The organism is Methylobacterium sp. FW102-HT35C08 (genome assembly GCF_058790235.1).
Genome location: NZ_JBYTCL010000002.1, coordinates 5,828,005 through 5,843,023 on the forward strand (window position 1 = coordinate 5,828,005; position 15,019 = coordinate 5,843,023).

The following is a 15,019-nucleotide window of genomic DNA, read 5'->3' on the forward strand; positions in this document are numbered from 1 at the left end:
GGTGCTTCAGGATCGAGCAGTGCGGTTCCTTCTGCGCCACCCCCACCTCCGGCTCCTCCCCGCAAGGGGGCGGAGAGGGGGCGTCCTACTCAACCAGCACTGCCGACTGGCAGCGCCACCCAGTGCCCCGGCGCCACCTCGGTGAGCGGCCCGTCGGGCGGCTGATCGTGGCCGGCGAGGTCCCGGGCGGCGAGGCGGGCGCGCTCCTCGGCCGGGTGCGGCACCGGCACCGCGGCGAGCAGACGGCGTGTGTAGGGGTGGCGCGGATCCTCGTAGAGGGCGTCGGCCTCGGCCAGCTCGACGATCCGCCCGCGCCAGAGAACCGCGACCCGGTGGCAGAGGTAGCGCACCATCCGCAGGTCGTGGGAGATGAACAGGTAGGACAGGCCCATCTCGTCCTGCAGGTCCTGCAGCAGGTTCACCACCTGCGCCTGGATCGAGACGTCCAGCGCCGCGATCGGCTCGTCGGCGACGATGAAACTGGGTTTTAGGGCGATCGCCCGGGCGATGCAGATGCGCTGCCGCTGGCCCCCCGAGAACTGGTGCGGGTAGCGGCCCATGAAGCGCGGATCGAGCCCGACCCGTTGGAACAGAGCCGCCACCGCCTCCCGACGCTCCGGGCCGCGCATGGCGCGCCGGTGCAGCTTGAACGCCTCCGCGACGTACTCGCCCGCGCTCATCCGCGGGTTGAGGGCGGCGTAGGGATCCTGGAACACGGTCTGGATCCGCGCTCGCATCTTCCGCATCGCCCCCGCGGAGAGCTTGGCGAGGTCGGTGCCCTCGAAGGCGATCGTGCCGGAGGTCGGCGGGTTGAGCATGGTCACGGCCCGGCCGATGGTCGACTTGCCGGAGCCGGATTCGCCGACGAGGCCCAGGGTCTCGCCGGGGCGGATGTCGAAGCTCACGCCCTCGACCGCGCGGAACACCGCGCTCTTGCCGCCCCACCAGGACCGGAGGGGATAGTGCTTGGACAGGTCGCGCACCGAGACGATCGGGTAATCCTGAACGCTCATCGGGCGGCCTCCGCGGCCAGAAGCGTCGGCAGGTCGTACCAAGCGGCGACGAGATGGCCAGGGGCGGCACCTGGGGCTTGGGCCAGGGGCGGCATCTCGGTCCGGCAGCGGGGTGTCGCGAAGGCATTGCGCGGTGCGAACGGGTCGCCCGGCGGGAGATGGCGCATGTCCGGCGGCGCGCCCTCGATCTGGTGCAGGCGGCGGCGCCCGGCTCGACCTCCGGAGAGGTCCGGCAGGGAGCGCAGCAGCCCGAGCGTGTAGGCGTTGCGTGGGTCCGAAAAGATGTCGTCGACCGGGCCGCGCTCCAGGATGCGGCCGGCATACATCACCTGAACGGTGTCGCTGATCCCCGCGACCACGCCGAGATCGTGGGTGATCCAGATGATCGCCATGCCGAGCTCGCGCTTCAGCTCCTGCACCAGGGCCACGATCTCGGCCTGGACGGTGACGTCGAGGGCGGTGGTCGCCTCGTCGGCGATCAGCAGCTTCGGCCGGCAGCTCAGGCCAATGGCAATCATCACCCGCTGGCGCTGGCCGCCGGAGAACTCATGCGGGTACTGGTCGAGGCGCGCGGCCGCGTTCGGGATACGCACGAGGTCGAGCAGCTCCTTGGCCCGGGCGCGGGCCGCGCGGGCGTCGAGGCCAAGATGGATGCGCAGCGGCTCGATGATCTGCGCCGCCACGGTCATGCCGGGGTTGAGCGAGCTCATCGGATCCTGGAACACGAAGCCGATCGCGCCGCCGCGGATCTTTCGGAGGTCCCGCTCCTTCAGGGCGAGCAGGTCGCGCCCCTCGAACAGCACCTGACCGCCTGTGATGCGGCCGGGCGGGCGCGGGATCAGGCCCAGCATGGCGAGCACGTGCACGCTCTTGCCGGAGCCGGACTCGCCGACGATGCCCAGCGTCTCGCCCTCGTGCAGGGTGTAGGAGACGCCGTTGACCGCGTGGACCGCGCCGCCGTCGGTGTCGAAGGCGACCGCCAGGTCGCGGACGTCGAGGAGGGGCTTCGTCATGTGCGCTGCCTCGGATCGAGGGCGTCCCGCAGGCCGTCGCCGAACAGGTTGAAGGCCAGCACGGCCAGGAAGATCGACAGGCCGGGCCAGATCGCCATCCAGGGGGCTTGGTCCATGAAGTTCTTGGCGGTGTTGAGCATCGCCCCCCAGGACGGCTCGGGCGGCTGCTGGCCGAGGCCGAGGAACGACAGGCTCGCCTCCGCGATGATAGCGGCCGCGATGGTCAGCGTCGCCTGGACGAGGATCGCCGGCACGATGTTGGGCAGGATGTGGACCCGGGCGATCCGCCAGGGCGGATTACCCATGGCGCGGGCCGCCTCCACGAACTCCTCCGCCGCCACGGCGCGCACCTGCGCCCGGGTCAGCCGGATGAAGGTCGAGGTCGCCGAGAGGCCGATGGCGATCATCGCGTTGACGAGGCTCGGACCGAGGAAGGCGGCCAGCGCGATCGCCAGGATCAGGAACGGGATCGCCAGCAGCGCGTCGGTCAGCCGGGAGATCGCGCCGTCGATCCAGCTGCCCGCGTAGCCGGCGAGCAATCCCAGGGGCAGGCCGAGGGACACCGCCAGCGCCACCGAGACGAGGCCGGCGCCGAGCGAGGCCCGCGCCCCGAAGATGATCCGCGAGAGCACGTCGCGCCCGACCTCGTCGCCGCCGAACGGGTGGACGAGGCTCGGCGCGCCGCGGACGTTGCCCCAGTCTGTGGCGGTAGGGTCGTAGGGGGCGATCCAGGGGGCGAAGACCGCCATCAGCACCAGCAGGCCGACGATGACGAGGCCCGCGACTGCGCTCTTGCGCGCGCGCAGGCGTCGCCAGAAGGCCGCAAGGGTGCCGGGCTCCTGGAGGACGACGTGGGCGGGGGTGCCGGACGGGGCGGCCTCCAGGCCGACGGCCTCGGCGCGGGCGATCTCGCTGCCGGTGCTCATGCCCGCCTCAGCTTCGGGTTCACGGCGGCCGAGAGCAGATCGGCGGCGAGGTTCAGGGCGATGTAGGTGGCGGCGGTGCAGATCACGACGCCCTGTACGGTGGCGAAGTCCCGGTTGAACACGGCATCGACCATCAGCTTGCCGAAGCCCGGCACGGAGAAGACCTGCTCGGTGAGCACCGCCCCCGACAGGAGCTGCCCGAATTCCAGCGCCCCGAGGGTGATGATCGGGATCGCGGCGTTGGGCAGCGCGTGCCGCAGGGTCACCCGCAGCGGGGAGACACCCTTGGCGCGGGCCGTGCGGACGTAGTCGGAGCCGAGCACGCCCAGCATCGCCGCGCGGGTGTGGCGCATCATCACCGCCGCGATGGCGTTGCCGAGCACGAAGGCCGGCATCACCATGGCGGCGAGGTTTTCGGACAGGCTCTCGAACGGCGAGACGTAGCCCGAGGCCGGCAGCCAGCCGAGCTCCACCGAGAACAGCAGGATCAGCAGGATCCCGAGCCAGAAGTTCGGCACCGACAGGCCCCAGAGGGCGATGCCGTTGGCGACCGTGTCGGCGGCCTGGCCGCGCTTGACCGCCGAGAGCACGCCCATGGGCACGCCGATGGCGAGCGCCACCAGCATGGCGAGGCAGGCGAGTTCGAGGGTCACCGGCAGCTTCTCGACGATCAGCTCGGAGACTGGCTTCTGCAGCCGGATCGACTCGCCGAGATCGCCCCGCAGCACGCCGCTGGCCCAGTAGGCGTAGCGCACCGGCAGGGGCTCATCGAGGTGGTACTTCTCGCGGATGAAGGCGATCACCTGCGGGTCGCGCTCCTCGCCGGTCAGCGCCGTGGCGACGTCGCCCGGCAGCAATTGCTGCAGGGCGAAGATGATCATCGAGGCGAGGATCAGTGTCGGGACCGCCAAGGCGAGGCGTCGGGCGAGAAAGCGCAACATCAGTTGAGCTTCAGGCCGGTGAAACGCACGAGCCCGTCCGGATAGGGCACGAAGCCCGTGAGCTTCTGGCTGTAGGCCCAGAGCAGCTTGCGGTGCAGGATGTAGATCCCGGGCCGGTCCGTCAGCACGTGATCGGCCAGCGCCTTCCAGGCTGCCTTGCGCTTGGCCGGATCGATCGTGCCGCGTTCGGCCTGGAGAGCCGCGTCGGCCTCCGGGCTGCAGTACTTCGGGTAGTTCAGCGCCGCCTTGCAGAACAGGAAGCTGAACGTGTTGCCGTCCGGATCCGAGCGGCCGCTCCAGGAATAGAGCTGCGCCTCGTAATTACCTTTGTCGGCGGCATCGAGCGCCGTGGTGAAGTCCACTGCCTGGATCTTCACGTCGAAGCCCGCTTCCTTGGTCATCGCCTGGATCACTTGGCCCACCTGCGGCGACTCGCTGTTGGCGTAGACGGTCAGCGTGATCTGCGGGTTCGGCTTCCCGGCCTCGGCCAGCAGCGCCTTGGCCTTGGCGACGTCCCGCTTCGGGATCGGGTACTCGCTGACGTAATTCGGGTTCTTCGGGTTGACCCACTGGTTCCCAGCCAGGAACTCGCCGTTGTAGACCACCTGATTGATGGCGTTGCGATCGATGGCGGCCTCGAAGGCGGCGCGCACCTTCGGGTCGGAGACCGGCGAGCCGGCCTTGTGGGGGTTGAACAGGATCTCCTGGAAGCCGAGCTCGGTGGTCGAGTCGAGCTTCAGCTTGGCGTCGCGCTTCACCTGCGCCACGTCGGTGGGGGCGAGCCGCTCCAGCAGGTCGAGCTGCCCCGCCCGCAGGTTGGTGAGCCGCACCGTCGCGTCGGGGATCGGCCGGAACTCGATGCGCTGGATGCTGATCGCGTCCTTGTTCCAGTAGTCGGCGAAACGCTCGACCACGATCCGGTCCTGAGGCACCCGCTCGACGAACTTGTACGGACCGGCGCAGACCGGCGCGGAGGCGAACTTGTCGCCCAGCCGTTCGGCGGCCTTGGGCGAGACCATCATGCCGGCCCGGTCGGTGAACTGCGCGAGCAGCGGCGCGAACGGCTGCTTCAGGTTGATGCGGAAAGTCAGGTCGTCGACGACATCCACGGAGTCGATCGGCGCGATCTCCGAGCGGCGCTGCGAGCCCGGCATCTTCATGTGGCGCTCAATCGAGAACTTGGCCGCCGCGGCGTCAAGCCTCTCGCCGTCGTGGAACAGCACGCCCGGGCGCAGGTGCATGGTCAGCGCCTTCTCGTCAGGCGAGAGTTCCCAGGAGGTCGCGAGCTGCGGCACCGGCTTCAGGTCGGGCCCGATATCCACGAGCTTGTCGCAGAGCGCGGCGAACACCATCCGGCTCGCGAAGGTGCGGGCGAGCGTCGGGTCGAGGGCGTCTGGATCCTCCATCATGCCGTAGCGCAGGGTCTGCGCCGCGGCGGGCCCGGCGACAAGGGTTCCGGCGAGGAGGCAGGCGGCGAGACGCAACATGGGACCGGTCCGGATGCAGGCGCGAGGAGTAGGACGGGACCGGCGCGACCGATCCATGCGACGACGGGCAGTGTCGTACGCCGCCGTGGTATGCACAATCCCAAGGCAGTATCCATGCCAATCGGTCAATATGCATTTTGTATGCAATCAGATCGCCCGCGCCGCCGCTGCGGACGACCGCTGATGGCCTGCTTTCGCTGGGGTTCCGAATGGGCCCTCTGCCTACCGCCATCTGAAGAACAGCGTGCACGAGACAGAAGATCAGTTCAATTTTACAGACCCCATGAATGTCTCGTCAGGCTGATCCATCGCACAACGCAGCCATGTTTCGGGTACGGCGTTGAAGGGCATGAATGGCCAACGACACCACGTCATCTTGCCTGCCCTGTGCTGGAATCAGCGCCGCCGGGATTTCTACGCCATCACAACGGACGTCTCGACCGAGGGCATCCGCTTCCGATCCTCATCCCGGCTGAGCCCCGGCGAGGATCTCACCTGCAGCATTCGTCACATCGGCCTTCTCGAGGCGCGGATCGACCGGGCGGTCGGTGAGGAATTCACCGTCTCGGTCCGGGGCGGCCGCTCGGCGTTGACGGATCTGGCCCGCCAGTTCGTCGCGCTGTCGCGAGCTCAGGATCTGCGGCCCGAGGTGGTGCGCGTCCATCACCGCATCGTGCCTAAGCAGAAGATCGTCCAGGTCACACTGGATGGCGGCCTTGGCGTCTCGGGTCACGTGCTCAACATCTCGGCCTCCGGCGTCGCGCTGCTGGTTGAGCAATCGCTCGAGATCGGCGCAACAATCCAGGTCGGGCGGAAGCTTGCCCGGGTAATGCGTCACTTTACGCATGGAATCGGCGCCGCCTTCCTGGAGCCGTTCGAGCCGAGCGCGGTCCACGAGGCGATGACGTTGTAGCGGCGCGGGCGACCCTCGCACCGGCGCGGAAACGGCGCTACATCTGCCCGGGACCAGCGAAGGATCTCCCATGAAGCGCCTGCTCAAAGCTCGACTCGCCGTTCCTCTGGCTGCGCTCCCGACCGCGCTCGCGCTGCTGCCGCAGGCGGCGCTCGCGCATCCGGGCCACGGCGTCACCAGCGGTGCGGAAGCCGGGTTCCTGCACCCGCTGATGGGCGCCGACCACATCCTGGCAATGGTCGCGGTCGGCCTGCTGGCGGCGCTGCGGGGCGGGCGGGCGCTCTGGGCCCTGCCGCTAGCGTTCCTGGCGCTGATGAGCGCGGGAGCCGGGCTCGGCATGGCCGGGATCGCGCTGCCCTATGCGGAGACCGGGATTGCGCTCTCGATCGTCGTCTTCGGCCTCGCGGCCATCGTCGGCCTGCGGGCGCCAGTTGCCCTGCTCGCCGCGCTGGTCGGGGTGTTCGCGGTGTTCCACGGCTACGCCCACGGTACCGAGACGCCGGAGACCGCCTCCGGCCTGTCCTTCGGGCTGGGCTTCCTGGCGGCCACGGCCCTTCTCCACGCGGCCGGCATCGGCCTCGGGATCGGCGCGGCACGCCTCGGCGCCGGCCGCACCGCGCCGGCCCTCGGCGCCGGCGTCGCCGCTTTCGGGCTCGCCATGCTGGCGCTTCCCGCCTGAGCGCGGTCGCCGACACCCCTGCGGAGCGCACACCGCGTCTGAGCATCCGCATCGATTTCGGGCCCGGGCACCGTCTCGGGCCCGGCAAGGTCCGCCTTCTGGAGCTGATCGCCGAGCACGGCTCGATCTCGGCTGCGGGCCGGGCGCTGGGCATGTCGTACCGGCGGGCTTGGCTCCTCGTGGAAGCCATGAACACCGGTTTCGGACGCCCTGTCGTCGAGGCGCAGACTGGCGGTCGGACCGGGGGCGGCGCCCGGCTCTCGGCGTTCGGCGGCGCGGTGGTGGCGCAGTACCGGGCCCTCGAGGCGGCCGCGGAGGCGTCGGCCGCGCCGTTCCTGGCAAGGCTCCGGCAGCCCGGCTGAGCGTCCGTCCCCCTGAACCGGTCGCGATGTCACAGGGCCGCCGGGGCTGACGCCGGCGCTTCCCGCCCCAGGTCCCGCCCGCCGCGCCAATCCGGCCGGCGAAGGGATCCCATGATGTCGAAACTCTTTATGCTCGCCATGGCGGGCCTGCTCACCGCCGCGACCGGAGCGCAGGCCGCCGCGAAGGTCGAGCGCCTGCGCGGAACGATCGAAGCGCCCGACGGCAACGGCTTCATGCTGAAGACGGCCGACGGCAAGTCCGAGCGGATCGCGCTTGCCTCGGACGCCAAGGTCTCATGGGTCGTGCCGGCCCAGCTGGACCAGATCAAGGACGGCGTGTTCATCGGCACCGCCACGAAGGGGGAGCCTCCGGTGGCGCTGGAGGTCGTGCTGTTCCCCGAGGCGATGCGCGGCACCGGGGAGGGGCACTACGATTGGGACATGATCCCCGATCGGACGGCCGGCGGCTCCCAGGTCAAGAGCGCCATGACCAACGGCACCGTCACGGCTGCACCGGCCTCCACTGCACCGGACGCCCCCCGGGTGAAGAGCAGCATGACGAACGGAACCGTCAAGGCGAGCGGCGGCGGCGCGGAGCGGACATTGACGGTGGATTACGGCCAGGGCCAGTCCATCCAGATCCTGGTTCCGCCCCAGGCGCCGGTGGTGACCTTCGAGCCGGCCGACAAGGCCGCCCTAACCGCCGGCGCCAAAGCCTTCGTCGTGGTCGGGCGCGACACCGACGGCACGATCACGGCCCGCCGGGTGGCCGTTGGCAAGGACGGCCTGACGCCGCCGATGTGATCCGCCGCGGCTGTTGCTCGCGCGGGAGCCGCCCGCGAATCGCGCCCGGCCTGCCGGAAACGGGAGGCCGGGCTTTTCGTGACCAGAAACGCAGCAGAGACGCACTGCGAATTGGCATCCGGCTGCGGCGATTGGGGAATTGCCGGCTAACTCACCCCAAAATTGTTGCCAGGCGGCAACATCGCTTCGGAACAGCCAAGTCAGATCAGAATCCTCGTTGCCGGCCGAAACCCGTTCGCACATGGTGAGAGTGCACGGGGGCATCGCCAAGCGAGAGCCCGCAGGAGCCTGCCGCTCAAGACGCAGGCCAAACCTACAGAACGTGCGGCTAGACCCGGAAAACCGGGCACGTCCGCATCATCGGGTCTCGAAGCTTTGGAGATATCTATGAAGCTCTTGAAGAGCTCGCTGCTCGGGTCCGCAGCCGCATTCGCGGCCGTGGGTGCCGCGCACGCCGCCGATCTTCCGGTGAAGAAGGCGGTTCCGATCGAGTACGTCCGGGTCTGCACCGCCTACGGCGCCGGCTTCTTCTACATCCCCGGCACCGATACCTGCCTGCGCATCTCGGGCCGCGCCCGGTTCGAGGGTGGCTACCAGACCAGCTACTCGCGCCAGTACGGCAACAACATCGGCGACACGTCGGGCTACCAGGGCCGGATGCGCATCAACCTCGATGCCCGCACCCAGACCGCCTACGGCACCCTGCGCGCCTTCGTCCGCCTCGATGCCGGCGCCCGCACCGGCTACTCCGGCGTCGGCCAGTCCGGCACCCAGCAGCGCATCGGCCAGGCCTATGCCGGCATCGGGACCGACCAGTTCGGCCGCGACTCGCAGTACATGAACGTCGATAAGGCGTTCATCCAGTTCGCCGGCCTCACCGCCGGTCGCGCCTCCTCGTTCTTCGACTTCTACGCCCACGACTTCGAGATCGCCGGTGCCACTGCGGGCTCCGACATCTTCTCGACCAACCTGCTGGCCTACACGGCCACGATCGGCAACGGCCTGTCGGCCACGATCTCGATCGAAGATCCGGTCTTCCGCCGCACCCCGATCTTCTCGCCGTTCGGCGTCTCGCCGACCGTCTCCACCGGCAGCGCCTCGAACTTCGGCGTGACCGTCCAGCCGACGCCGATCTTCGTCGGTCCCGGCCGGTTCGGGCTGGTGGACAGCATCGAGAAGTCGCGCCTGCCCGACTTCGTCGGCGTCGTGCGCCTCGACCAGGCCTGGGGTTCGGCCCAGATCTCGGCCGCCACCCACGAGCTGAACGCCGGCAACCTGTCGAGCGCCGCCAATGCCGGCGGTCTCGGTGCCGGGCCCATCCTGGTGCCGGCGCACACCAAGAACGTTCAGGGTTGGGCAATCCAGGGCGGCGTGAAGATCAACACCCCGTTCATCGCCCCGGGCGACGCCCTCTACCTGCAGGGCGCCTACGGCGACGGCGCGCAGCTCTACACCGGCTACTCCAACTACACCGGCTCGTACATCCAGAGCACGACCACCATCCAGGGCCAGAAGTTCGCTCAGTACTTCTCGGACGCGACGATCAACCCGTTCACCGGCCAGCTGCAGACCTCGCAGAGCTTCACCGCCGTCGCGTCGTACCTGCACTACTGGTCGCCGGAGTGGCGCTCGGCCGTCTTCGGCTCCTACGGCGAGCAGAGCTTCTCGCAGAGCGCGCGTGCGGCTCAGGGCGCGATCTACGGCCTCGTGAGCGGCATCACCGGCGCCCCCGCCTTCGGCACGAACGCCGTCGGCGTTCCGGGTACCCGGTTCTACCAGCTCAGCCAGGCGCTGCGCGACACCTACCAGTTCGTGGCGGGTGCCAGCCTCATCTGGTCGCCGGTCAAGGACCTCGATATCGGCGTGGAAGGCTTCTACACGCAGATCGGCCTGAAGAACGGCCGCGCGATCGACCTCGACAAGAACCCGGGCGCCTACAACCTCGTCTCCCAGATCAACAACGGCACCTACGTCCCGCGCACCGCCTCGCAGGACTCGGTCTCGCAGGTCCGCTTCCGCGTCCAGCGCGACTTCTGATCGACATTGCCGGGGCCGCGGCCCCGGCAGTTCCCGTGCTGCACGGACCTCAAGGCTCGGCTTCGGCCGGGCCTTTTTCTGTGCGCGCGGCCATTCGCAGGACGGCCCCCACCGACGCGATGCTGAGGACCGAGCCTGCGCATCGGGCGGCTTCGGTGGGCCGTGACCGTGTCCCGGATGCCGGCCTCTGGCCGCCCGTTCCCGCTCGGCCGCCGAGCTGCCGCGCCTTGAGGCTGCGTCGCACCCGGATCGCGTAAAGCCGCATCCGTCGCGACCGCGTCGCGCCGAGCAGGCCTCGCCGTGCGGCCGCGGGAGCGAACCGGCCAATCTCGCCAGTTGCGGCGTCCAAGCCGAACGCGATCCGACCGGGTGCGCTTGGTCGCAGCCGCGCGATGCGCCCCGACCATCCCAATCGGAATCTATCGCGTCGGAGCGCCGAACGGTCCGCGATCGGGTTGGGGGTGTCGTGCTGATCGATTCGCCGATTCGGCTGGACTCGCGCCGAGTCGTCGTCCCGGCGTGGCACCGGGTGCCATATCCGCACCGCCCATCCCCGAAATCCGAGGCGCCGCGACCCGTCTCAGTGCCCATTTGTGCGCGATGGCGAAACGCCGCCACGGCTATCAAAATCTTCTATTATCAATCTCAATAATTCATAGATCGACGAACTATATTATTCGTATTATTTATAGTAAAACCCACAAGTTTTCAGGAAATTTCTGGCGATATAGCTCGATCTGTGGCTGTTGAGCAACATAAACAACAATGATAAACGCCGTACACGATTCATTGTTGATCGGATCGTGGTCGATCAAACACTGTGCCGCTGCAAACGGCATCTCGGACGCGAGAGGCATGACGATCGCATCAGATTTGATGTCGATCATTGTATAAAATGCCGTTCAAAGCACAATTGTGTTCAATGAATGGTGTCATCGGGTCTCGAAGCTTTGGAGATATCTATGAAGCTCTTGAAGAGCTCGCTGTTCGGGTCCGCAGCCGCGTTCGCGGTCGTGGGTGCCGCGCATGCCGTCGATCTTCCGGTCAAGAAGGCGGCTCCGATCGATTACGTCCGGGTCTGCACCGCCTACGGCGCCGGCTTCTTCTACATCCCCGGCACCGATACATGCCTGCGCGTCTCAGGGCGCGCCCGGTTCGAGGGTGGCTACAGGACCGTCTACACGCGTCAGGCCGGCACGAACGCGGGCGACGACGCGGGCTACCAGGGTCGGATGCGCATCAACCTCGATGCCCGCACCCAGACCGCCTACGGCACCCTGCGCGCCTTCGTCCGCCTCGATGCCGGTTCCCGCACCGGCTACGACCGCTCCGGCACTCAGGCGCGGATCGGGCAGGCCTACGATGCCACGGGCGTCGATCAGGCCGGCCACGCACAGCAATACGTGAACGTCGACAAGGCGTTCATCCAGTTCGCCGGCCTCACCGCCGGTCGCGCCTCTTCGTTCTTCGACTTCTACGCCCACGACTTCGAGATCGCCGGCGCCACGATGGGCTCGGATGTGTCGTCGACCAACCTGCTCGCCTACACGGCCACGATCGGCGACGGCCTGTCGGCGACGCTCTCGATCGAAGATCCGGTCTTCCGCCGCAGCCCGGTCTTCTCGCCGGCGGCGGGTACCGCGCCCGTTAGCCCCGTCTTCGTGGGCTACACCAACGGTGCTCCGTCCAGCTACAGCGCCATCGACGACATCCAGCGCGAGCGCCTGCCGGACTTCGTCGCCGCCCTGCGTGTCGACCAAGCCTGGGGTTCCGCGCAGATCTCGGCCGCGGCCCATGAGCTGAACACCGGAAACCTGACCACGGCCGCACCGCTGCCGGCTGCGAGCCGCGTGACCTCCGGCATCGCTCATACCAAGAGTGTCGAAGGCTGGGCGGTCCAAGGCGGCTTGAAGATCAACACGCCGTTCATCGCCCCCGGCGATGCCCTGTATCTTCAGAGCGCCTACGCGGATGGCGCCCAGATGTACACCGGCTACTGCGCCTTCACGGGCTGCTATACTCAGGTCAATACCCTAATCCAGCTTCAAAAGATCGGGCAGACCTTCGCGGATGCGACCATCAACCCGTTCACAGGCCAGCTGCAGACATCGACCAGCTTCTCGGCGGTTGCATCGTATCTGCACTACTGGTCGCCGGAATGGCGCTCCGCCATCTTCGGTGCCTACGGCGAGCAGGATTTCACCCGCAGCGCACGCCTAGCCCAGGGCCTGATCTTCAATGCCGTGAATCCGAACGGCGCCAACAGCTTCGGGTCCAACGGCGTCGGCGTGCCGGGCACGCGGTTCTACCAGCTGAGCCAAGCCCTGCGCGACACCTACCAGTTCGTGGCGGGCGGCAGCCTGATCTGGTCGCCGGTGCGCGACCTCGATATCGGTGTGGAGGCTCTGTACATGCAGGTCGGCGTGAAGAGCGGCCGCGCGATCGACCTCGACAAGAGCCCGACCGCCTACGCGAACGTCGCCGGCATCAACAACGGCACCTTCGTGCCGCGCACCGCGACGCAGGACTCGGTCTCGCAGGTCCGTCTCCGCGTGCAGCGCGACTTCTGATCCGCAACGCCGGCGCCGGAGCCTCAGCTCGGGTGCCGGCCCCTGTGCAGGATGACTTCGAAGCCCGGCTCCGTGCCGGGCTTTTTTTTGGCGTCGCGGCGTGACGCTGACCGGCTCTGATCCGGCGGCAGGAGGTATGCGCCCCGACCCTCAGCTGCTGGTCTCGTGCCCGCCCGATCAATTGCCGGCGTCTAGCGCCGCGCGAATCGCAGGCCGTCCACGTAGGCCGGAGCCCGGCGGAGGGCTGCCCAAATAGCCGAATGGTCGGCCAGCCGGTCGCAAATTCTGCCCGCTTCGGCCAAAAAGTGGCGCTTCCAAAACAACAATAAAAAAATACGAATGCGCCTTTATCCGAGATATTACCTGAAATACTGATCTATATCTATTGTATCTATCATTACAGCACCGATGATTTTACTTTTTTGAGTTACGGTAAATCTTGTTGTGCAGCTGCAACAAGATCGCGTCGAGTTCCATAAACGTCGCATTCTCCGTTGATGCTCCCGAAAAGGCATTGCAGCGTAAAGGAGAAGATGAATTCAGCCTAATGAAAGCAGAAAACATCTTCTGCAAGCAGGATGAGACGCGGAAAGATTTTATCAAAGCCGGACAACGTCTCGCGAAGCTGCTGTCATACTCGTAAGACCGGGGGTCACAATGCGTTTGTTCAAGCGTTTTCTGTTCGGGTCCGCCGCTGCCTTGGCGGTCGTGGGTGCTGCGCATGCCGCCGACCTGCCGGTCAAAAAGGCGGCTCCGATCAAGTACGTTCGGGTCTGCACCGCCTACGGCGCCGGCTTCTTCTACATCCCCGGCACCGACACCTGCCTGCGCATCTCGGGACGCGCCCGGTACGAGGGTGGCTATCAGACCAGCTACAGCCGGCAGGCGGCCAGCGGTGGCGACACGTCGGGCTACAGGGGTCAGCTCCGCATCAACCTCGATGCCCGCACGCAGACCGCCTACGGCACCCTGCGCGCCTTCGCCCGCCTCGAGGCCGCGTCGCGCACCGGCACCATCCATTCGGGCACGCAACTGCGCATCGGCCAAGCCTACGGTGCCGTCGGCGTGGACGAGCGGGGACGGTCGCAGCAATATGTGAACGTCGACAAGGCGTTCATCCAGTTCGCCGGGCTCACCGCCGGTCGCGCCTCCTCGTTCTTCGACTTCTACGCCCACGATTTCGAGTTCTACGGTGCCACCGCCGGCTCAGATAATTCGTCGACCAACCTGCTCGCCTACACGGCAACCTTCGGCGACGGCCTCTCGGCGACCCTGTCGATCGAGGATCCGGTCTTCACCCGTTCGCCGGTCTTCGCGCCGACCGGCAGCACCCCCGCAATTAGCCCCGTCTACGTTGGCTACGCCGACGGCATCCCGTCCCGCTTCGGCAACGTCGATAGCGTCCAGCGCTCGCGGCTTCCCGACTTCGTCGCCGCCCTGCGCGTCGATCAGGCCTGGGGCTCTGCCCAGCTCTCGGCCGCCACGCACGAGATCAACGTCGGTAACCTGAGCACCGCCGCGGTGGCGGGCGCGGGCGGCGTGCTTACCGGGATCCCGCACACCAACTCGGTCCAGGGCTGGGCCGTGCAGGGTGGCGTGAAGATCAATGCGCCCGTCATCAGCGCCGGCGACGCCCTCTACCTGCAGGGCGCGTATGCCAAGGGCGGGCAGATGTATATCGGATACTGCATGGTGGCCGGCTGCTACGCGCAGGCCAACAGCGGCTGGGACGGTCAGAAGTTCAACCAGTCCTTCGCCGACGCGACGATCAACCCGTTCACCGGACAAATCCAGACGTCTGCGGGCTTCTCGACGGTCGCCTCGTACCTGCATTACTGGTCGCCGGAATGGCGTTCGGTGCTGTTCGGGTCCTACGGCGAGCTGGACTTCACCCGGGGCGCCCGTCTCGCCCAGGGGGCGCTCTTCGGCCTGTTAAATCCGAACGGCGCCAACGCTTTCGGATCCAGCGCCGTCGGCGTACCTGGCACCCGCTTCTACCAGTTGAGCGAAGCACTGCGCGACACCTACCAGTTCGTGGTCGGCGCCAGCCTGATCTGGTCGCCGGTGAGCGATCTCGATATCGGCGTCGAGGCGTTCTACACGCAGGTCGGTGTGAAGAGTGGCCGTGTCATCGACTCCGACAAGAGCCCGACGGCCTACGCCAACGTCGCCGGGATCAACAGCGGCGCCTTCGTGCCACGCACCGCGACGCAGGATTCGCTGACGCAGGTTCGCTTCCGCGTCCAGCGCGACTTCTGATCCCTGCGCCGGCGC

12 protein-coding genes are annotated in these 15,019 nt (G+C 67.6%); 7 read left to right on the forward strand and 5 right to left on the reverse strand.

The window, feature by feature from the left end; translation table 11 throughout:
• Window positions 1-89 precede the first annotated feature (89 nt).
• The 5 genes from AC3WSN_RS27920 to AC3WSN_RS27940 are packed head-to-tail and all read right to left on the reverse strand — an operon-like array spanning window position 90 to window position 5,380.
• Complete coding sequence (locus AC3WSN_RS27920; protein WP_492542377.1) at window positions 90-1,013, reverse strand: ABC transporter ATP-binding protein; 924 nt, start codon at window positions 1,011-1,013, stop codon at window positions 90-92.
• Window positions 1,010-2,026 carry an ABC transporter ATP-binding protein gene (locus AC3WSN_RS27925; protein WP_492542379.1) on the reverse strand — a complete coding sequence of 339 codons (1,017 nt, stop codon included), beginning with the start codon at window positions 2,024-2,026 and terminating at the stop codon, window positions 1,010-1,012. The genes AC3WSN_RS27920 and AC3WSN_RS27925 overlap by 4 nt, the downstream gene beginning before the upstream one ends.
• Complete coding sequence (locus AC3WSN_RS27930) at window positions 2,023-2,952, reverse strand: ABC transporter permease (RefSeq protein ID WP_492542381.1); 930 nt, start codon at window positions 2,950-2,952, stop codon at window positions 2,023-2,025. The genes AC3WSN_RS27925 and AC3WSN_RS27930 overlap by 4 nt, the downstream gene beginning before the upstream one ends.
• Window positions 2,949-3,893, reverse strand: a complete 945-nt coding sequence (locus tag AC3WSN_RS27935; RefSeq protein WP_192706444.1) for an ABC transporter permease — start codon at window positions 3,891-3,893, stop codon at window positions 2,949-2,951. Before AC3WSN_RS27935 ends, AC3WSN_RS27930 begins: the two co-directional genes overlap by 4 nt.
• The gene (locus AC3WSN_RS27940; RefSeq protein WP_492542383.1) at window positions 3,893-5,380 is read right to left on the reverse strand and encodes an ABC transporter substrate-binding protein; all 1,488 of its coding nucleotides are present in this window, start codon (window positions 5,378-5,380) and stop codon (window positions 3,893-3,895) included. The genes AC3WSN_RS27935 and AC3WSN_RS27940 overlap by 1 nt, the downstream gene beginning before the upstream one ends.
• A gap of 376 nt (window positions 5,381-5,756) precedes the next feature.
• Here AC3WSN_RS27940 and AC3WSN_RS27945 point away from each other — a divergent pair, with 376 nt between their 5' ends.
• The 7 genes from AC3WSN_RS27945 (at window position 5,757) to AC3WSN_RS27975 (ending at window position 15,004) form a co-directional block, all read left to right on the forward strand.
• A complete protein-coding gene (locus AC3WSN_RS27945; protein WP_492542385.1) occupies window positions 5,757-6,293 on the forward strand; it encodes a PilZ domain-containing protein in 537 nt (178 codons plus the stop codon).
• Window positions 6,294-6,363: 70 nt separating this feature from the next.
• Window positions 6,364-6,972 (forward strand): HupE/UreJ family protein, encoded by a 609-nt coding sequence (locus AC3WSN_RS27950; RefSeq protein ID WP_492542387.1) that lies wholly within the window; start codon window positions 6,364-6,366, stop codon window positions 6,970-6,972.
• Complete coding sequence (locus AC3WSN_RS27955) at window positions 6,969-7,334, forward strand: winged helix-turn-helix domain-containing protein (RefSeq protein WP_492543309.1); 366 nt, start codon at window positions 6,969-6,971, stop codon at window positions 7,332-7,334. Before AC3WSN_RS27950 ends, AC3WSN_RS27955 begins: the two co-directional genes overlap by 4 nt.
• Window positions 7,335-7,448: 114 nt before the next feature.
• Window positions 7,449-8,138 (forward strand): metal ABC transporter permease, encoded by a 690-nt coding sequence (locus AC3WSN_RS27960; RefSeq protein WP_492542389.1) that lies wholly within the window; start codon window positions 7,449-7,451, stop codon window positions 8,136-8,138.
• Between the two features lie 387 nt (window positions 8,139-8,525).
• The gene (locus tag AC3WSN_RS27965; RefSeq protein ID WP_492542391.1) at window positions 8,526-10,175 is read left to right on the forward strand and encodes a porin; all 1,650 of its coding nucleotides are present in this window, start codon (window positions 8,526-8,528) and stop codon (window positions 10,173-10,175) included.
• 962 nt (window positions 10,176-11,137) lie between these two features.
• A complete protein-coding gene (locus tag AC3WSN_RS27970; protein WP_492542393.1) occupies window positions 11,138-12,745 on the forward strand; it encodes a porin in 1,608 nt (535 codons plus the stop codon).
• Between the two features lie 657 nt (window positions 12,746-13,402).
• A complete protein-coding gene (locus tag AC3WSN_RS27975; protein ID WP_492542395.1) occupies window positions 13,403-15,004 on the forward strand; it encodes a porin in 1,602 nt (533 codons plus the stop codon).
• The last annotated feature ends 15 nt before the right edge of the window (window positions 15,005-15,019 follow it).